This is a genomic window from Amycolatopsis sp. lyj-346 (genome assembly GCF_046548975.1).
GTDB lineage: Bacteria > Actinomycetota > Actinomycetes > Mycobacteriales > Pseudonocardiaceae > Amycolatopsis.
The window spans coordinates 44982-63278 of sequence record NZ_JAJPWT010000022.1 but is presented as its reverse complement, the minus strand read 5'-3'; the positions used below and the strand labels follow the sequence as shown (position 1 = coordinate 63278).

19 protein-coding genes and 1 pseudogene are annotated in these 18297 nt (G+C 72.3%); 14 read left to right on the top strand and 6 right to left on the bottom strand.

Annotation, left to right across the window (positions count from 1 at the left end):
* The first annotated feature begins 54 nt into the window (after positions 1-54).
* Genes ACLJQE_RS40820 through ACLJQE_RS40800 form a run of 5 tightly spaced genes read left to right on the top strand, consistent with a single transcriptional unit; the run spans position 55 to position 7222 of the window.
* Entirely contained in the window at positions 55-1041 is a 987-nt protein-coding gene (locus ACLJQE_RS40820; RefSeq protein ID WP_410645057.1) for an Acg family FMN-binding oxidoreductase, read from the top strand.
* A complete protein-coding gene (ppsA, locus tag ACLJQE_RS40815) occupies positions 1038-3281 on the top strand; it encodes a phosphoenolpyruvate synthase (RefSeq protein ID WP_410645056.1) in 2244 nt (747 codons plus the stop codon). Before ACLJQE_RS40820 ends, ppsA begins: the two co-directional genes overlap by 4 nt.
* On the top strand, positions 3278-4180 hold the full coding sequence (locus ACLJQE_RS40810) for an ATP-binding cassette domain-containing protein (protein WP_410645055.1): 903 nt from the start codon (positions 3278-3280) through the stop codon (positions 4178-4180). The genes ppsA and ACLJQE_RS40810 overlap by 4 nt, the downstream gene beginning before the upstream one ends.
* Positions 4177-5769 (top strand): ABC transporter permease, encoded by a 1593-nt coding sequence (locus ACLJQE_RS40805; protein ID WP_410645054.1) that lies wholly within the window; start codon positions 4177-4179, stop codon positions 5767-5769. The genes ACLJQE_RS40810 and ACLJQE_RS40805 overlap by 4 nt, the downstream gene beginning before the upstream one ends.
* 16 nt (positions 5770-5785) lie before the next feature.
* The gene (locus tag ACLJQE_RS40800; RefSeq protein ID WP_410645053.1) at positions 5786-7222 is read left to right on the top strand and encodes an MBL fold metallo-hydrolase; all 1437 of its coding nucleotides are present in this window, start codon (positions 5786-5788) and stop codon (positions 7220-7222) included.
* A 4-nt stretch (positions 7223-7226) separates the two neighbouring features.
* Here the strand turns inward: ACLJQE_RS40800 and ACLJQE_RS40795 are convergent, their stop codons facing one another.
* Entirely contained in the window at positions 7227-7739 is a 513-nt protein-coding gene (locus tag ACLJQE_RS40795) for a DinB family protein (protein ID WP_410645052.1), read from the bottom strand.
* A gap of 176 nt (positions 7740-7915) precedes the next feature.
* Between ACLJQE_RS40795 and ACLJQE_RS40790 the strand changes: the two genes are divergently transcribed.
* The gene (locus ACLJQE_RS40790) at positions 7916-8902 is read left to right on the top strand and encodes an Acg family FMN-binding oxidoreductase (protein ID WP_410645051.1); all 987 of its coding nucleotides are present in this window, start codon (positions 7916-7918) and stop codon (positions 8900-8902) included.
* Positions 8903-8905: 3 nt separating this feature from the next.
* Here the strand turns inward: ACLJQE_RS40790 and ACLJQE_RS40785 are convergent, their stop codons facing one another.
* Positions 8906-9307, bottom strand: coding sequence for an HPP family protein (locus ACLJQE_RS40785; protein ID WP_410645050.1), 402 nt, complete (start codon positions 9305-9307; stop codon positions 8906-8908).
* A 207-nt stretch (positions 9308-9514) separates the two neighbouring features.
* Between ACLJQE_RS40785 and ACLJQE_RS40780 the strand changes: the two genes are divergently transcribed.
* Genes ACLJQE_RS40780 through ACLJQE_RS40770 form a run of 3 tightly spaced genes read left to right on the top strand, consistent with a single transcriptional unit; the run spans position 9515 to position 11359 of the window.
* Positions 9515-10114: a hypothetical protein gene (locus ACLJQE_RS40780; protein ID WP_410645049.1), complete on the top strand. Its 600-nt coding sequence runs from the start codon at positions 9515-9517 to the stop codon at positions 10112-10114.
* Between the two features lie 22 nt (positions 10115-10136).
* Complete coding sequence (locus ACLJQE_RS40775; protein WP_410645048.1) at positions 10137-10649, top strand: universal stress protein; 513 nt, start codon at positions 10137-10139, stop codon at positions 10647-10649.
* Between the two features lie 41 nt (positions 10650-10690).
* Positions 10691-11359, top strand: a complete 669-nt coding sequence (locus tag ACLJQE_RS40770; RefSeq protein ID WP_410645047.1) for a CBS domain-containing protein — start codon at positions 10691-10693, stop codon at positions 11357-11359.
* A 54-nt stretch (positions 11360-11413) separates the two neighbouring features.
* On the opposite strand, the gene ACLJQE_RS40765 is transcribed toward ACLJQE_RS40770, so the two are convergent.
* Together ACLJQE_RS40765 and ACLJQE_RS40760 are read right to left on the bottom strand one after the other, a co-directional pair.
* Entirely contained in the window at positions 11414-12451 is a 1038-nt protein-coding gene (locus tag ACLJQE_RS40765) for a zinc-dependent alcohol dehydrogenase family protein (RefSeq protein ID WP_410645046.1), read from the bottom strand.
* Positions 12452-12524: 73 nt separating this feature from the next.
* Positions 12525-13121, bottom strand: coding sequence for a DoxX family membrane protein (locus ACLJQE_RS40760; protein WP_285450458.1), 597 nt, complete (start codon positions 13119-13121; stop codon positions 12525-12527).
* A 210-nt stretch (positions 13122-13331) separates the two neighbouring features.
* Between ACLJQE_RS40760 and ACLJQE_RS40755 the strand changes: the two are divergent.
* Positions 13332-13553 (top strand): annotated as a pseudogene (locus ACLJQE_RS40755) (universal stress protein); the annotation flags it as partial.
* 85 nt (positions 13554-13638) lie between these two features.
* Positions 13639-14169, top strand: a complete 531-nt coding sequence (locus ACLJQE_RS40750) for a universal stress protein (RefSeq protein WP_410645045.1) — start codon at positions 13639-13641, stop codon at positions 14167-14169.
* Here the strand turns inward: ACLJQE_RS40750 and ACLJQE_RS40745 are convergent.
* Positions 14124-14360, bottom strand: a complete 237-nt coding sequence (locus ACLJQE_RS40745) for a PLD nuclease N-terminal domain-containing protein (RefSeq protein ID WP_410645044.1) — start codon at positions 14358-14360, stop codon at positions 14124-14126. The genes ACLJQE_RS40750 and ACLJQE_RS40745 overlap by 46 nt on opposite strands.
* A 150-nt stretch (positions 14361-14510) precedes the next feature.
* On the opposite strand from ACLJQE_RS40745, the gene ACLJQE_RS40740 reads away from it, so the two are divergent.
* Both ACLJQE_RS40740 and ACLJQE_RS40735 read left to right on the top strand, forming a co-directional pair.
* Positions 14511-15059 carry an HPP family protein gene (locus tag ACLJQE_RS40740; RefSeq protein ID WP_410645042.1) on the top strand — a complete coding sequence of 183 codons (549 nt, stop codon included), beginning with the start codon at positions 14511-14513 and terminating at the stop codon, positions 15057-15059.
* 144 nt (positions 15060-15203) lie between these two features.
* A complete protein-coding gene (locus tag ACLJQE_RS40735; protein WP_410645041.1) occupies positions 15204-15563 on the top strand; it encodes a group I truncated hemoglobin in 360 nt (119 codons plus the stop codon).
* Positions 15564-15609: 46 nt separating this feature from the next.
* Here ACLJQE_RS40735 and gap read toward each other — a convergent pair whose 3' ends face one another.
* Positions 15610-16623, bottom strand: a complete 1014-nt coding sequence (gene gap / locus ACLJQE_RS40730) for a type I glyceraldehyde-3-phosphate dehydrogenase (protein WP_410645039.1) — start codon at positions 16621-16623, stop codon at positions 15610-15612.
* Positions 16624-16773: 150 nt separating this feature from the next.
* On the opposite strand from gap, the gene ACLJQE_RS40725 reads away from it, so the two are divergent.
* A complete protein-coding gene (locus tag ACLJQE_RS40725; protein WP_410645037.1) occupies positions 16774-18291 on the top strand; it encodes a WS/DGAT domain-containing protein in 1518 nt (505 codons plus the stop codon).
* Positions 18292-18297 lie beyond the last annotated feature (6 nt).

Genomic DNA, 18297 nt, shown 5'->3' with positions numbered 1-18297 from the left:
GGGCCCACCATGACTTCGGCGGAGCGTCCGACTCCGCGTTCGGGAGTGACCGCGATGACCGCCGCAGCACCGGCAGCCCTGACCCACGAGCAGATCGGCGTGCTCGCCCGTGCGGTGAGCCGCGCACCCTCGGTGCACAACAGCCAGCCGTGGCAGCTGCTCGTCCGCGGCACCGAGGTGGATCTGCTGGAGCGCCGGGACGTCGAGCTGCGCCGGCACGACCCGGTCGGCCGCGACCGCTTGCTGTCCTGCGGCGCCGCGCTCACCAACCTCGAACTCGCGGTCCGCGCGCTCGGCCGCGACTGCCACGTCGAGTACCGCGACGACGACGTCGTGGCCACGGTGACGATCGGCCGAGGGCGTGCGGCTTCCGCCCGGGTCTACTCGCTGTACCAGGCGATCGGCCGCCGCCGCAGTCACCGGCACCGGTTCTTCCACAACCGCGTGCCGAAGGACGTCCACACCGCGGTGGTCGCCGTCGGCGAGACGACCGGGGTGCACCTCGTCGTGCCCGCCCGCCTGGACAAGCTGGCCGAACTCCTCGGCTTCGCCACGCGGGTCCTGCGGGAAGACCGCGGCTACCAGCGCGAACTCGAGACGTGGACCGCGCACACCCACGGGTGGGACGCCGTCGGTGACGGCGTTCCCGAGGACGCGCTCAGCCCCGAAGCCCTGCCGGTGGCGGGGCTCGTGCGCGCCGGCACGCCGATCCCGGACGACGCCGTGCTCGCCGCCCGGCTCGCCGCGGAGAACCTTCTGGTCCTCTGCACCGACGGTGACGCGCGCGCCGACCACCTCGCCGCCGGCGCGGCCCTGCAGCGCGTCTGGCTGACCGCGACGGCGAAGGCGCTGGTCGGCTCGGTGCTCACCCAGCCTCTGCACCTGACCGGATTCCGCGCCCGACTGGTGTCGGAGCTGGCCTTGCCAGGGGTGCCGCAGGCGATCTTCCGGTTTGGCTACCCCGCCGTCCCGGCCGCACCGTCGCCGCGGCTGCCTCTCGGCGAACTGTTCCCCGACGGACCCACAGGAGGACTCCGATGACCTACGTACGCGACCTGGCCGAAATCCGGCTCTCCGACGACGAGACCGTCGGCGGCAAGGGCGCCAACCTGGGCGAACTGATCTCGGCCGGGTTCCCCGTCCCGGGCGGCTTCGTGATCTCCCGCGACGGCTACTGGGCCGCCCTGGAGCACGCGGGCGTCCGCACCGAACTGGCCGACCTGCACGCCAAGGCACTGGCCAACGTGGACGACGGCACGGCGCTGGCCGAGCAGTGCGACCGGATGCGCGACCTCGTCCGGCAGGCCGGGCTCACCGGCGAACTGCACACCGAGATCGCCGAGGCCTACCGGGCCCTCGGCGCGTCGACGCCGGTCGCGATCCGGTCGTCCGCCACCGGGGAAGACGGTGCCGAAGCCTCCTTCGCCGGGATGAACGCCACCTACACCAACATCTGGGGCGACCACGCGGTCGCCGAGCACGTCATCGACTGCTGGACGTCGCTGTTCAGCCCGCGGGTGGTCAGCTACCGCGCCAGCCGCGAGTTCACCGGCGAACCGGCGATCGCCGTCGTCGTCCAGCGCATGATCCAGTCCGAGCGGTCGGGCGTGATCTTCACCGCCGACCCGCGCACCGGCGACCGCGACCGTGTCGTCATCGAAGCTGTGTTCGGCCAGGGCGAAGCGATCGTCAGCGGGGCCGTCGAACCGGACACCTACGTCGTCGGCAAGCAGGAGCTGCTCATCCACTCGGTCCGGGTCGGCAGGCAGACCCACAAGATCATCGCCGGCGACGGGGCCGGCGACGTCACGATCGACCTGCCCGAGCCCGCGGGCGGCCGGCGGGTGCTGAGCGACACCGTGGTGCTCGAGCTGGCGCGGATGGCCTCGCGGGTCGAGGAGCACTACCGAGTCCCGCAGGACATCGAGTTCGCCATCGCCGCCGACGAGATCTCCCTGGTCCAGTCCCGGCCGATCACCACGCTGCCGCCGCTGACGGCGGTGACGACCGAGGCCCTCGTCACCGGGCTCGCGGCCTCGCCGGGCGACGGCAGCGGCGCGGTGCGCGTGCTGCACGACCCGGTCGAGGCGAAGCACCTGCGGGACGGCGAGGTCCTGGTGGCGCCGATGACCAACCCGGACTGGGTGCCGGCGATGCGCCGGGCCGCCGCGGTGGTCACCGACGGCGGCGGGATGACCTGCCACGCCGCGGTGGTCGCCCGTGAGCTGGGCGTGCCGTGCGTCGTCGGCACCGGCGACGCGACCCGGGTCCTGGCCGACCGCACGCTGGTCACCGTGGACGGCACCAAGGGCGAGGTCCGTGCCGGTGCGGTCAAGAAGACGCCGGCGCACACCGAGCGGGTCGTCGCTCCGGTGGCGCCGGAAGCCATCGGCACCAAGCTGTACGTCAATCTCGCCATGCCGGACCACGCCGAAGAGGTCGCCGCCCAGGCGGTCGACGGCGTCGGCCTGCTGCGCGCGGAGTTCCTGCTGACCGAAGCCCTCGACGGCCGCCACCCGCGCGACCTGCTCGCCAAGGGCGAGGAACGGTCCTTCGTGGACAAGATGACGGAGTCGCTGCTCAAGATCACGCGGCCGTTCGGCACCCGCCCGGTCGTCTACCGCGCGACCGACCTGCGGACCAACGAGTTCCGCGGTCTGGCCGGCGGCGAGGCGTTCGAGCCGGTCGAGAGCAACCCGATGATCGGCTACCGCGGCTGCTACCGGTACGTCCGTGAACGCGACCTGTTCGCCCTGGAGCTCGAGACGCTGGCCCGCGTGCGCGAGCAGACACCGAACCTGCACCTGATGATCCCGTTCGTCCGCACCAAGTGGGAACTGGAGGAGTGCCTCGAACTGGTCGACGCCAGCCCGCTCGGTCGCCAGCGCGGCCTGCACCGCTGGGTGATGGCCGAGGTGCCCTCGGTCGTGCACTGGCTGCCCGAATACGCGGGCATGGGCATCGACGGCGTGTCCATCGGCAGCAACGACCTCACCCAGCTGGTACTGGGCGTCGACCGCGACTCGGCCGTGTGCGCGGAGCTGTTCGACGAAGCCGACCCGGCGGTGCTCGACGCGATCGAGAAGATCGTCCGCATCGCCCGGCACCACAACATCACGTCGTCGCTGTGCGGCCAGGCGCCCTCGACCAAGCCCGGCTTCGCCGAGCACCTGGTGCGCTTCGGCATCACGTCGATCTCGGTCAACCCCGACGTCCTCGGCCCGGCCCGCGCGGCCATTGCCTCGGCCGAGCGCAGGATCCTCTTGGAGAGCACGCGATGAGCGCCGCGATCGAGATCCGGGACCTCCGGAAGTCCTTCGGGCACACCCAAGCGCTCGACGGGCTCGACCTCACCGTCGAAACCGGTGAGGTGCACGGCTTCCTCGGGCCGAACGGCGCCGGGAAGACCACCACGCTGCGGGTGCTGCTGGGGCTGCTGCGCGCCGACTCCGGTGAGATGCGGCTGCTCGGCGGCGACCCGTGGTGGGACGCCGTGCCCCTGCACCGGCGGCTGGCCTATGTGCCGGGGGAGGTGTCGCTGTGGCCGAACCTCACCGGCGGCGAGGTCATCGACCTGCTCGGCCGCCTGCGCGGCGGGCTGGACCCGAAGCGCCGCAAGCGCTACCTCGAGCTGTTCGAACTGGACCCGCGTATCAAGGGCCGGGCCTACTCGAAGGGCAACCGGCAGAAGGTGGCGGTCGTCGCGGCGCTCGCGTCGGACGTCGAACTGCTCCTGCTCGACGAGCCGACCTCCGGGCTCGACCCGCTGATGGAGGCGACCTTCCGCGAGTGCGTCCGTGAGGAGCGCGAGCGGGGCCGGACGATCCTGCTCTCCAGCCACATCCTGTCCGAGGCGGAGGCCCTGTGCGACCGGGTCAGCATCATCCGCGCCGGCCGCCTGGTCGACTCCGGCAGCCTCGACGAGCTGCGGCACCTCAGCCGGACCACCATCACCGCGCGCATTTCCGATACCGCGGACGGTCTGGCGCACCTGCCGGGCGTGCACGACTTCACCGCCGAGGGCGACCACGTGCGGCTGACCGTCGACAACACCGAGCTGGCGTCGGTGCTCGGCCTGCTGAGCCACCGCGGGGTCCGGAGCCTGACCAGCAACCCGCCGACCCTGGAAGAGCTGTTCCTCCGGCACTACCGGAGCGAACCGGAGGTGGTGCCGGTATGAGCGGCACGCTCACCGGCACCGGCGCGCTGGTCCGGCTGGCCTTGCGCCGGGACCGGGTCCGGCTGCCGATGTGGACCGCGGTGTTCACCGCCGTGGCGGCGTCTTCGGCCGCGGCGACGGCGGCGATCTACCCGGCCGCCGGGGACCAGCAGAGCGCGACCGACAGCATCAACTCGGTCCCGGCCCTGGTGGCGCTCTACGGCCCGGTGTACGAACCGACGCTGGGCGCGACGTCGGTCTTCAAGCTGACCGCGTTCGGCGCGGCTCTGATCGCGCTGCTGATGATCTTCACCGCCGTCCGGCACACCCGGGCCGAGGAGGAAGCCGGGCGGCGGGAGCTGCTTGGTTCCGCCGTGGTCGGCCGCTTCGCCGGGTTGGCGGCGGCCGTTGTCGTGACGTCCGTGTCGAGCGTGGTCATCGGCCTCTTCAGCGGCGCGGGGCTCGCGGTGGCGGGGCTGCCGGTGGCGGGTTCGCTGGCGTTCGGCCTCGGCTGGGCGGGCTCCGGGCTCGTCTTCGGCGGGCTCGCCGCGCTGACCGCCCAGCTGACCAAGAGCGCCCGGGCGGCGTCGGGACTCGCCGTCGTCGCCCTATTCGTCGCGTACTTCCTGCGCGCGGTGGGCGACTCCGCCGGACCGCGCTGGTTGTCCTGGGCCTCGCCGATCGGGTGGACCCAGCAGGTCCGGCCCTTCGCAGGCGACGTCTGGTGGATCCTGGCCCTCCCACTGCTCGTCGCGGCCGCGCTCGTCGTGGTGGCCGTCGCGGCGGCCAGGGCCCGCGACCTCGACGCCGGGCTGCTGCCGGACCGGCCGGGCCCGGCCCACGCCGGTCGCTCCCTGACCGGCGCGTGGGGCCTGGTGTGGCGCCTCAACCGGGCGAACCTGGCCGCCTGGCTGGCCGGGTACGTCCTGCTGGGACTGATCCTCGGCGGCCTCGCGGGCAACGTCGGGAAGATGCTCGACAGCGCGGGCGCCCGGGCGCTGATCGCCGCCCTCGGCGGGGAACAGGCGATGGAGGACGCCTTCCTCGCGGCCGAGTTCTCGATGGCAGCCGTCATCACCTCGGCGTACGCGATCACCGTCCTGGTCCGCTTCCGGAGCGAGGAGCGGGCGCTGCGGGTCGAACCGCTGCTGGCCACCGCGCTCGACCGCCGCCGCCTGCTGACGGGGTACCTGCTGCTCGCCGCGGGCGCGCCGGTCGTGCTGCTGACGTCCTTGGGCGTCACGGCCGGGCTGGCGTACGGGGTCCGCCTCGGCACGCCCGGCACCGAGGTCGCCCGATTGGCCGGCGCCGGGCTGGCCCAGCTGCCCGCGGTCTGGGTGCTCGCCGGGCTCGCGGCGGCGCTGTTCGGCTTGCTGGCGCGGGCGGTCGCGTTCGCCTGGGTCGCGCTGACGACGTTCCTGCTGCTCGGCGAGTTCGGCACGTTGCTGAAGCTGGACCGGTGGGTGCTGGACCTGTCGCCGTTCACCCACTCGCCGAAGCTGCCGGGCCCGGCCGTCCAGGCCGCCCCGCTGCTCTGGCTCACCACGCTGGGCGTGGTGCTTCTCGCGGCGGGCGTGGCGGCTTTCCGGCGGCGTGACGTCACCGGCTGAGGTGAAGGGAAGAACGATGTCGGATGCTCAGCAAGGATCCCGCGCCGCCGCGCTCAGCGCCGCTCGCCGGGCGTCCGTGCGCTACCGCACCAGCCCGTGGCCGGGGCGGCTGCACGTGACCGGTCACCGGCCGTCGTCGCACCTCGACCCCGCGCTGACCTTCCTCGGCGGGGCCACCGGTGCCCGCCACCTCCTCGAGCTGCCCGGCACCCGCATCCTGGTCGGCTGCGGTCTGCTCGCCGGCCCGGACGCGTTGTGGCGGCGCAACTTCTCGCCCGTACCGGACGAACTGCACGCGGTCGGCGCGGTGATCCTGCCGAGCGCCGACCTCGGGCACGCGGGGTTCCTGCCGCAGCTCGTCGCTGAAGGCTGGCAGGGGCCGGTGTTCGCGATGCCGGGAACCGCCACGTTGCTCCCGGTCGCGTTGTCCGACGCCGCGAAGCAGTTCACCGAAGACGCGCTCGCTGCCGAAGCCGGGGGCTGGGCCGGACCGGGCCCGGCCGTGCCGCCGTTCCGCGCGGAAGACGTCGCCCGGGCGGTCGCCCTGGTCCGGCCGGTCGAGTACGGCACGCTGCAGAAGCTCGACGGCGCGGAGTTCGAGTTCGGCCGGGCCGGCGGGCGGCTCGGGGCGGCCTGGGTGCGGATCCGGGCCGGTGGCCGTTCGGTCGTGTTCGCCGGGCCGCTCGGCGCGGCGGAGCACGGCTTGCTGCGCCCGCCGGATCCGCGGCCCCGGTCGGACGCCTTGGTGCTGGCCGCGCCGTCACCGCCCGGCGACGGCCACCTGGCCGGCCGGTTCGCCGCGGCCGTGCACCGCGCGGTGAACCGGAGCGGCAGCATCCTCGTCCCGGCGTCCGCGGTCGGTGGCGAACGGCTGCTGACGATGCTGGAAGAGTTGATGGCCGCGGGGAAGATCCCGAAGCTGCCGGTGGTGCTGGACAGCCCCGCCGGTCTCTCGGCCGTCGAAGCACACCAGCGCGCCGAGTGGGAACACCGGCACGAGCTGCACCGTGGCGGGCGTGTCGGCGTTCCCGCCGGGCTGGTCGAGCAGGTGCCCGACCGGCCATCGATCGTCGTGGCCGGCCTGGCGACGGCGGACTCCGGCCGCGTGCTGCGGCACCTGGCCGAGCTGCTGCCGGACCCGCGCAACGGGGTGGTCCTGCTGGGCACGCCGGTGCCGGGAACCCGCGCGGCACAGCTGGCGAGCGGGACCCGCCAGCTCAAGGTCCACGGCCGGTACGTGCCGGTCCGGGCCGAGGTGACCGTGCTGGGGAGCACCGGCGAATTCGCGGGACCGGCGGAGGTGCTCGCTTGGGCGACGGCGACACCGCCACCCGAGACGGCTTTCGTCGTCGAAGGTGAGGCGGCGGCTTCGCACGCTTTCGCGAAGGCCTTGCACGCCGAAGCCGGCTGGTGCGCGGTGGTCCCGGAGGACGGGGAGCGCGTGCTGTGCTGAGCCTCTACCGGTCGAGCGTGAGCTGCTGCTGGTGGAACGCGAAGTGGCGGCTCGGATAGCGGTAGACGTCGGCCAGCGTCATGTACGGCTGGAAGAAAGGATCCCAGCGGGTCGGGTAGTGCATCCCGCGGGCGAGGTCGGCTTCGGTGGCCCGGTCCAGGCTGCGGTGCAGCGACGCGATGATGCGGTCCAGCCACGCGGCCGCGCGCCGGGGGCCGAGCAGGCCGCCTCCGCAGGACCCGAGGTAGTTGATCACGTGGAAGGGGGGAGTGGCCGCGTTCAGCGCTGCGGCGAACCGGCGGCTGACGGAGTCGGGCAGCCGGCCGAAGAGGCGGACCAGCAGCAGCAGGGCACGCACGATCTGGTAGCCGAACACGAGGTGGAACACCAGCTGCCCGTTGGTCCACCGGGTGCCGGCCGACCGGCGGCGGAGGTCGGCGGGCGTCGCGGCGGCCACCAGTTCGTGGAGGGTGGCGCGGTCGCGCTCCCACTGCTCGTGCACTGCTCGCCGGTCCATGGTTCGGCCCTTCCGCTCGCGCCGGTCGAGCATCCCACCGGCCGGCTGAAGCCGGCCTCAGCAACGGGGCCCCGGGGGTCTTTGGTCCCTCCGGGTGGTGACGCGCGACCGTCGCCGCGGTGCGGAGCCGCCGGTGATGCTGGGTGTGTTCGTCCCCCAGTAACCCGGAGCCCGTGATGACCCGACCGCTGCCCACCGTGTTCGACCAGGCCCTCGCCTCGGCGGTGCGCGCGCCGTCGCCGCACAACACCCAGCCCTGGCGGTTCGTCGTCGAGCACGACGTGATCGAGGTGTGGTTGGACCGCGAGCGTGTCCTCACCGTCGCGGACCCGCACGGGCGGGAGGCGCGGCTCGCGTGCGGTGCGGCCGCGTTCAACCTGGTCATCTGTCTGCGGGCCAACGGGCTCGCCGCGGTCGTGCGGATGCTGCCGGACCCGGCGGAGCCGGACCTCGTCGCGGTCATCCGGCTCGACGGCAACCAGAAGGCCACCGCGGGCGAGCGCAAGCTCGCCGAAGCCGTGTTCCGCCGGCACACCAACCGCCGTCCGTTCCTGGACAAGGAGGTGCCGCCCGCGGCCCGCACCGCGCTGAAGTCCGCGGCCCTGCAGGAGGGCGGGCAGATCGAGTACCTCAACGTCTCCGGCCGGTACAGCACGGTGGCGTCGCTGGTGCGGCAGGCCGAGGCCCTGCAGGCGGACGACCCGGTCTTCCGGGCGGAAGCGCAGTACTGGACCCACCGCGAACCCGGCAGTCCCGACGGCGTGCCGAAGGCCGCGTCCGGCCCGCCCCCGTACGGGCCGGGAGTCGTGACGCTGCGCGCGTCGCACGAGAACGAGAACCTGCCGCCGCGCGAATACGAGCAGGAGCCCCTGCTCGGGGTGCTGCTGACCCGGGACCGGGGACCGCACGCCGAGGTCCGGGCCGGGATGGTGATGCAGCGGGTGCTGCTGACCGCGACCGCCGAAGGCCTGGCGACGTCGTTCCTGTCGCAGCCGTTCGAAACCGTGCGGACCCGGGAGTCGCTCGACCGGATCTTCACCGGGCTCGGCCAGCCGCACACGTTGCTGCGCATCGGGTACGGCTCCCCGACCCGGCTCACGGACCGCCGCCCGGTCGAGGACGTCCTGAGCCACCGCACCGGCCCGGACGTCCCGGCGAGCTGACGCTCAGGTGCGCCCGGCCGTGGCTCGCAGCACGTCCCGGAAGGTCACCATGCCGACGACGTGGCCGCCTTCGACGACCGGCGCCGAGCGCACGCCGGCGTCGGTCATCAGCCGCGCGAGTTCGTGCACCTCGGTGTCGGCCGGCACGGCCAGTCCTTGCGTGTGCATCACCGAGCCCGCTGTCCGCGGCCCGCCGTCGAGCATGACGCCGGTGTCCGGGTCCCCGGGCGGGGCCGGCGTCCGCAGGATGTCGGCCTCGGACAGCAGCCCGAGCAGCCTCCCGTGCGCGTCGACCACCGGCATCGTGGTGAAACCGTGGCCGGTCATCATCTCGGCGGCTTCTTCGAGCGTCGCGGCCGGTGTCAACGCGAACGCCGGGCTGGTCATGATCTCGCGGGCGCGCATGGTTGTGCTCCGTTCCGTCGGTTTTCCCGACCATCCCCGGCCGATCCGCCACGGCACAGGGTCCTAAGTCCCCGGCGCACCGTCGGAGGGCCTCTCGAGGAGGGTGGGTCGGTCCCCGCACGCCGGGGTCCAAGGCCTCTTCGGGCGGCTCCGGAAATCGATGATCCTGTTCGTACCAAGGACTTCCGACCGGAGAGGGCAGGACCCATGAGCACTTCGTCGAACCCGATCGCGCGGATGTGGCGCACCGTCCTGCCCCGCCGCGGGTCGGTGGCGCGGGGCTCGGACCGGTTCCAGGCCGGGCTGCTGGTCTTCGCGGTGCTGCTCGCGCTCGCCGCGCTGCCGGTCGCCGCCTCCATCGGCTCGGAAACCTACGCGCGACAGCAAGGAGAGTCGGCCCAGCAGCTCAGCGAGCGCACGCAGGTGACCGCCACCCTGCTCGCCGACGGGCCGGACATCACGGTGAACTCCCGCGCCGGCGTCGTCGGCAACGGCCGGCCCACCGACGCGACCTGGCTGCTTCCGGACGGAACCCGCCGCGTCGGCCAGGTCGTCGCCGACCAGGGCAAGCTCAAGGGCGAAACGCTGACCGTCTGGGTGGATCGCGCCGGCAGCCCGGTGGATCCCCCGCTCAGCAGCGCGGGTGTCGTCATCGACGCCGTGGTCCTCGGGCTGGGCCTCTGGCTGGGCGCACTGGCACTGCTCGCCCTCGGCTACCGGCTGGCCGTGTTTTCCCTCGACCGCTTCCGGTTCGCCCAGTGGCAGCAGGAGTGGTTCCACGAACAGGACCGGAAAACCCATTCTTGAGAACAGGAGAAGGTGATTTCCCATGACAACGGCAAACCAGGGCGACATCGTCGTCGGCGTGGACCATTCGGCGGTCAGCGTGGCCGCCATGCGCTGGGCGGTGTCCGCAGCGGCGGTGAGCGGCCGCCAGGTCGTCGCCCTGCGCGCGTGGTCGTTCGAGCCGGTCGCCGACCTCGGCGCGGCGGTCGCCGGATCGCCGGAGACGGTCGCGGACCGGGAGCGGCGCCAGCTCGACGAGGTCGTCGACCAGGTACGGACCGAACATCCGGGGGTCGCCGTCCGGGCCGAGCTGGTCGAGCACTCGGCCACGGTGGCGCTGGAGGAGGCGTCGAAGACCGCGGCGATGCTCGTGCTCGGCAGCCACGGCCGGGGCCGGCTCCTGAAGCTGCTCGTCGGTTCGGTCGCCGAGCACTGCCTGCGCGAGGCGAGCTGCCCGGTGGTGGTCATCCCGGCACGGACCGTCCCGGAACCGGAGAAGGATGCGGCGCCGGAGCAGGAACCTGTGGGCACCTACTACCCGGGCCCGTTGCTGTGAAGGAGGTCAAGATGCCCAGCCGCCGCAAAGTGGGTTCCGTCATGACGACCGAAGTCACCACCGTCGGGCCGGACACCCCGTTCAAGGCCGTCGCCATACTGCTGGCCACCTGGAACATCAGCGGCGCTCCCGTGGTCGACGACGACAGGCTCGTCCTCGGCGTCGTCTCCCAAGGCGATCTGCTCGAACGCGAGGCACCGCACGGTCTGCTCAAGCCCGGCTCCCGGCAAGCGAAGCGGAAGGCGGGAGCGGCGTTCGTCGCCGACCTGATGACGAAGCCGGCGATCACCGTCCGGGCGGACGACGACGTCACAGTGGCCGCGAAACTGCTGGAGGAGCACCACTTCCACCGCCTGCCGGTGGTGGACGACGAGGGCAAGCTCGTCGGTGTGGTCTCCCGCTCGGACTTGCTCCGGGTCTTCCTGCGGACCGACCGCGAGATCCGGGACGAGGTCCGTGAAGAGGTGCTGCTGCGGGAGATGACCATGGACCCGGCTTCTCTGTACGTTTCCGTGCACAACGGCATCGTGACGCTCAACGGCACGGTCGAGCGGGAGAGCATGATCCCGGTGATCGTGGCGCTGATCCGCCGGGTCGACGGGGTCGTGGAGGTGCGGCACACCCTGAAGGGCCAGTTCGACGACCGGGGCGTGTCCCCGGTGCCGCCGGGGTCGGTCGGGATCCTGAGCTCGCACAAGCCGCACAACTGAGGCACACCGACGCGGCCCCCGTCCGGAATGGACGGTGGCCGCGTCGGTGTGTGATCAGCCGCGGAAGAGGGCTACCTTCAGCGCGTTGCTGTCCTGCGGGTGGGCGAAGACGTCGTAGGCCTCGTCCATCTCATCGAGCCCGAACCGGTGCGTGATGAACCGGCTCGTGTCCAGCCGGCCCGCCGCGAGCATCCGCAGCAGCATCGGCGTGCTGGAGGTGTCGACCAGCCCGGTGGTGATGGTGACGTTCTTGATCCACAGCTCCTCGAGGTGCAGCGTCGCCGGGGCGCCGTGCACGCCGACGTTCGCCACATGGCCGCCCGGGCGGACCAGCTTCGTGCACAGCTCGAACGTCTCCGGAATGCCGACCGCTTCGATGGCGACATCCGCCCCGAGCCCGCCACTGGCTTCGGCCACCGCGGCGGCCGCGTCGGCGGGCTGCACCATCAGGTCGGCGCCGAACGACTTCGCCGCGTCCAACCGGGCCGGTTCCCGGTCGACCACGATGATCGTGCTGGGCGCGAACAGCTGGGCGTTCGTGATGGCGGCCAGTCCGATCGGCCCCGCCCCGACGATCACGACGGTGTCGCCCGGTTTGACGCCGCCGTTGCGGACGCCGACCTCGTAGGACGTCGGGACGATGTCGGCCAGCATCAGCGCGGACTCGTCGCTCACCCCGGACGGCAGCACGTAGGTCGAGGTGTCGGCGAACGGGACGCGCGCGTACTCGGCCTGGACGCCGTCGGTCGTGTGGCCGAGGATCCAGCCCCCACCGCCGAGACACTGGCCGTAGGCCGCCTGCCGGCAGTACTCGCACCGGCCGCACGCGGAGATGCAGGACACCAGGACCTTGTCGCCGGCTTTGCCGGTGGTGACGGCGGAGCCGGTCTCGACGATCGTGCCGACCGCTTCGTGCCCCAGGATCCGGCCGCGCTCGACCTCGGGCACGTCGCCCTTGAGGATGTGCAGGTCGGTGCCGCAGATGGTGACCGCGTCGACCCGGACGATCGCGTCGGTGGGCGCGGTGAGCTCGGGGTCGGCGTGGTCGGTCCAGCTGCGCCGGCCGGGACCGTCGTAGACGAGTGCCTTCATTTCTTCTCCTTCTTTCCTCGGGCAGCGGGAACGGGCGCCCGCCGGTCGGCGGGCGCCCGTGGAACGGATCGCGTCAGCGCAGCCACGTGCGCTCGCCGACGGCGTCGGCCCAGCGGCGGCCGAGTCCCCAGGTGTGCCCGGCCGAGGCGGCGGCGAGCGCGATGAGGACGAGCGCGTAGATGATGTGGTAGTCGATGACCGGGTTGGTGGAGTGCGTTGCCTCACCGGTGCTCATGCTCTGCGCGAACGGCCACTCGGCGGCCCACATCATGAGCATCATCAGCGAGCCGGCGACGGCGCTCAGCCGCAGCCCGATCCCGGCGATCACGGCGATGCCGATGGCGCCCAGGCCGAGCATGAACAGCCAGTCGGCCCACCAGGTGCCCGCCCAGGTGTGGAACATCGACTCGAACGGGCCGACGTGCACGCCGCTCAGGAAGCCCTTGGTCGGCGAACCGCCGTTGAGCCAGGCGCCCTTCGACGGGGTCGCGTAGCCCAGGCCGAACAGCTTGTCCAGGAACGCCCACAGGAACACGAACCCGGTCGCGATCCGCAGGACGGCCAGGGACTTCCCGGCGGTCGTGGGCTCGGCGACGAAGTCGGCGACCGGCGCCGGTTCGGTGGCCCGGTGGCCCGAGGTGGTCTTCTTCTCTTCCGGTCGGATGGACATGGGGAAACCTCCGTTCTTTTCGGTGCTGCGCTCAGTTTCGGCCCGCACCGCGGGAGTTTCTGGGGTCGAAGGTCCCCGGCCGGGAGGCCCTTGGCCGCCGGTTCCCGAGGACCGCGCGGAATGGACCGAAGTCCCTCCGAACCGGGCCGGAAGCCTCGTGCCGGGAGCGGCTTCGGCCGCTTGACTTCCCCGTGGTGAAAGGAGATTCGGATGAGCGGCTCGGAACTGGTGGTCGGCGTGGACGGTTCGGCCGGAGCACTCGCGGCGGTCCGGTGGGCTGCCCACGTGGCGCGGGAGCGCAGGCGTGGCCTGCGCCTGGTCCACGCGCTCCCGGAACTGCCCGCGCCCTACCCGAGGGCCGACCCAACGTACGAGCAGCTGCTGGAGGCGGCCGCGGGGCAGGGCCGGACCATGCTCGCCGAGGCTCGTGCCGCGGCTTCGGAGGTCGAGGCGAAGACGGTGCTGCGGCCTGAACGGCCCGCGGACGCCTTGGGTCGCCGAGTCCGCCGACGCGGCGATGCTCGTGCTCGGCACACCGGGACTTCGGCCGCTGGGCCGGATCCTGCTCGGGTCGGTCACGGTGGCCCTGACCGCGCACGCGCACTGCCCGGTGGCCTTGATCCGTCCGCACGTGGGGGAAGATGAAGCGCCCGCCGAGGGACCGGTGGTGGTCGGCGTCGACGGAAGCCCGGCGAGCGAGGAGGCCATCGCGACCGCGTTCGAGGAGGCGTCCTGGCGCGGTGCCCGGCTGATCGCGGTGCACTGCCGCCACGACGGTTGGTGGGCTGCGGACGAATACGGGCGGGAACTGCTCGCCCAGCGCCTGGCCGGCTGGCAGGAGAAGTACCCGGACGTGGCGGTGGACCGCGAGGTCGTGGCCGGCCGGGCGCCCGAGCGGCTGCTGGACTTCGCCGACCGGGCACAGCTGCTGGTCGTCGGCAGCCGAGGCCGGGGTGGATTCAGCGGCCTGGCTCTCGGGTCGACGAGCCAGGCGCTGATGTCCTACGCCCTCTGCCCGGTGGTGGTGGCACGTCCGCGCGCGAAGTAGAGCACCGGGCCGACGAAGTTCACCCCGATCACGAGGGCCCACATCCACTTCGGGCCCCGGACCTGCGTGACAGGCCGGTGCGCGAGGTCCCACCACGCGGCCGCGGCGAGCAGCAGCTGCACGCTCGCCGCGGTACCGATCGCCGTGCGCTGCGGGCCCGTCAGGTCGCGCCACCGCTTGTGGTCTCCCATGCCGTTCTCCTTCCGTCCGGTCCAGGCAAGAGCATCGCCGACCCCGGGCAAAGGGGCGAAAGGCCCTTTGCCCGGGGACCGCCGACCGCCGCGCGAAACCCTGCCGGCTCCTAACTTGAGTGGAGAAGCGTTCTCGACGGAGGTGGCGTGATGCGCGGTCCGCTGGTGTCCGACCTGATGAGCCGGCCGGTCGTGACCGCCGGCCCCGGCACGTCGTTCAAGGAGCTGGTCAGTCTGCTGGCCGTGCGCGCCATCGCGGCGATCCCGGTCGTCGACGAGCACCGGCGGCCGATCGGGGTGGTCGGCGAGGCCGACCTGCTGGCCCGCCACGGCCGGGACGCCCGGCGCGAGCGCGGGCTCCGGCGGCTGCGCGTGTGGACCAAGGCCCAGGGGCTGACCGCGCGCGAGCTGATGACCCGGCGCGTACCCACCGTGGCCAAGGACGAGCCCGTGGCGAGCGCGGCCCGGCGGCTGGTGGAGGCGAACCTGCGCTGCCTCTACGTCGTGAACAGCGCGGGCCACCTGGTGGGCGTCCTCGCCCGGCGCGACGTGCTGCGCGCGTTCCTGCGGCCGGACGAGGAGATCAAGGAGGCCGTGGAGCGCGCGGAGTGGCTCACCGAGGCGGTGCCAGGCGTGATCGCGGTGCGCAACCGCTTGAAGTACACCCAGGACGACGGCACGGCCGCGGGAGTGCGCTGACGACCCTTTCCTCGCACGAAGATCGGAATGGCCTGCGTCCCGCGGTGAGAATCACCTAACGCGTGGTTGATCGTGATCTTACGCGCGAGAAACCTCCCGGCGGTTCCCTGGTCACCACGGTGACCACCACGACCGGGAGGCGAAGTGACGAGCATCTACGAGGGGATCGGCGGCCAGGAAGCGCTGGTGGCCGTGGTCGACGACTTCTACGAACGCGTCCTGGCCGATGCGGAACTGGCCGGGTTCTTCAAGGGGACGAACCTGCCGCGGCTGAAGGGGATGCAGGTCGAATTCTTCACCGCTGCCCTCGGCGGGCCCGACGAGTACCGCGGCCGGTCCATGAAGGACGTGCACCGGGGCCGGGGTATCGCCCAGCACCACTTCGACCTCGTGGCGAAGTACCTCGCTGACTCCCTGCTCGCCGCCGGGGTACCCGAGGAGACTACGCAGACCATCATCGGTGCCGTCGCGCCCTTGTCGGCCGACATCGTTTCTCCCGCGTGAGGGCGAGTGCCCGCCGGGCCGCATCACCGGCGGGCACCCGGAGTACCTAGCCCAGCGATCGCCCGATCAGCTCCACCAGTTCGACCGTGCGCGTCGCGTAGCCCCATTCGTTGTCGTACCAGCCGAACACCTTCGCCAGGTGCGAGTCGGCCTTCGTCAGCTGAGCGTCGAACACGCAGGAGGCCGGGTCGCCGATGATGTCGCGGGAAACGATGGGTGCTTCGGTGTAGCGCAGGATGCCCTTGAGGTCGCCGTCGGCGGCCTCGGCGAACGCGTGGTTGACCTGCTCCGCGGTCACCGGACGCTCGAGTTCCACCGTCAGGTCGGTCAGCGAGCCGTCCTCGACCGGCACCCGCACGGCGACGCCGTCGAGCTTGCCGGCCAGCTCCGGCAGCACCAGGCCGATTGCCTTGGCGGCGCCCGTGCTGGTGGGCACCACGTTGACCGCGGCCGAGCGGGCGCGGCGCGGGTCCTTGTGCGGGCGGTCGAGCAGCGCCTGGTCGCCGGTGTAGCTGTGGATGGTGGTGAGCAGGCCGCGCCGGATGCCGAACGCCGAGTGCAGCACCTTCACCATCGGCGCAACGCAGTTCGTCGTGCAGGAGGCATTCGAAATCACGTGGTGCGCAGCGGGATCGTAATCGCCCTCGTTGACCCCGAGCACGATCGTCGCGTCGACGTCCTTGCCCGGTGCGGAGATCACGACCTTCTTCGCGCCCGCAGCCAGGTGCACACCGGCGGCTTCGCGAGTGCGGAACTTGCCGGTCGACTCGACGACGACGTCCACGCCGTACTCACCCCACGGCAGCTTCGTGGGGTCGGCCTGCGCGCTCACCTGAATCAGGTGGTCGCCGACACGCAGCGCCTCGCCTTCGACGACCTCGACCGGAGTGCGCAGCCTGCCATAAGTGGAATCATGGACCAGCAGGTGCGCCAGCATCTCCGGCGAGGTGATGTCGTTGACCGCGACCACTTCGACCGGACTGTCCGGCGTCTCCAGCACACAGCGCAAAATGTCGCGCCCGATCCTGCCGAAGCCGTTGATTCCGAGCCGCACCGTCATCTGCTTCTCCTGTCTTCGTCTGCTTATCGTCGATGGTCGGCGGTGCATGGACGCTCCTCGTAGGGCCCTTGGTCCCCGAGGGTCGGGCAGAACGGCAGCTTCGGTGTACGAGCGGAAAGGGTTATCTGGTAAAGAAAGAGGAGATTGACGATGACCGTGCGGAACACGCGGAAACCGGCCGGGCCGCATCGGCGGATGCCCGCGCAGGACAGCCTGTGGCTGCACCTCGACCGGCCGGAGAACCTGATGCTCGTCACGTCCGTGCTGTGGACGAAGACCCTGGTGGATCCGGCGCGGCTGCGGTCGCTCGTGTCCGACCGGCTGATCGCGCGCTATCCGGTGTACTCGCAGCGGGCCGTGCGCCACGGTCGCGCCCTCGCCTGGGAGACCGACACCGGCTTCGACCTCGGCGACCACGTCCTGGTGCAGGACCTGCCGGCACCCGCCGACCAGGCGGCGCTGGAGGAGTTCGTCGCCGCCCGGCGGAGCCGGCCGCTCGACCCGAAGCATCCTTTGTGGACCATCGATCTGCTGCAGGGCTACCGCGGGGGCAGCGCGCTGGTCTCCTGCACCCACCACGCGATGGCCGACGGGATCCGGCTGACGCAGGTGCTGTTCAGCCTGCTGGATCCGGCCGGCGGCGAAACCGCGCCGCACGCGAAGGTCGGCAGCGCCGGACCGCACCGGGAACCCGTCGCGCAGCCGGTGGTCCGCCTCGGTGCGGCCGTGCTGCGCGCGATCGGGGACACCGGCGCGAAGGTGCAGCAGCGGGCGGCCCGCGTGCACCCGGTGCTGGAGACCGCGGTGGCGTTGCCGGTGTGCGGCGCGACGGTGGCCGTGGGCGCCACGGGAGCCGTCGCCGGGGTCCTGGCTTCGGCACTGGACGGCGGGCCCCGGCACGCGGTCGACGCGGCCGCCGGCGCGGTGACGACGGCCTGGCACAGCGCCGCCGGGGTGGCCGACCTGCTCGGTCCGTCCACGACCACCGGGTTGTGGGAGGGCGAACCGGAGGTCGAAAAGACTGCCGCCTGGGGCGATCCGGTTCCGCTCATCACGCTCGCCCGGATCGGGCACGAGACCGGCACGACGATCAACGACGTCTGCACGGCGCTCGTCGCCGGCGCGCTCGACCGGTACTTCACCGCGCACGGCACCGCCCGGCCTGGTCCGTCCGACCTCGGCTGGATGATCCCGGTGAGCCTCTCCTCGTTCGACGACGAGCTGCCGGCCACCCTGGGCAACCACTTTTCGCTGGTGCTGGCCCAGCTCCCGCTCGGCCTCCGGACGTTCGCCGAGCGCCTCGCCGAGGTGCACCGCCGGGTCGCCCGCATCCGCGACTCGGTCGAGCCCGTGCTGACCTTCGGGGTGCAGTACGCCATCGCGCAAAGCCCGGCGCCGCTGGGACTGGCCCTGAGCCGGTTCTTCGCCGGCAAGGCCGTCGGGGTCCTGACGAACGTGCCCGGCCCCCGAGTGCCGATGACGTTGGCCGGCGCGGAGGTCGAGGGGATCGTCGGCTGGGCGCCGTGCAGCGGGCGGCAGGCGATCACGATCTGCGTCTTCAGCTACGCCGGGCAGGTGCGGTTCGGGTTCGGCACGGACCGCAAGCTGATCCCGGACCCGGAAGCACTGGTCGCGGCGCTGGCCGCGGAGTTCGCGGCGGCCTCCTGACCCACG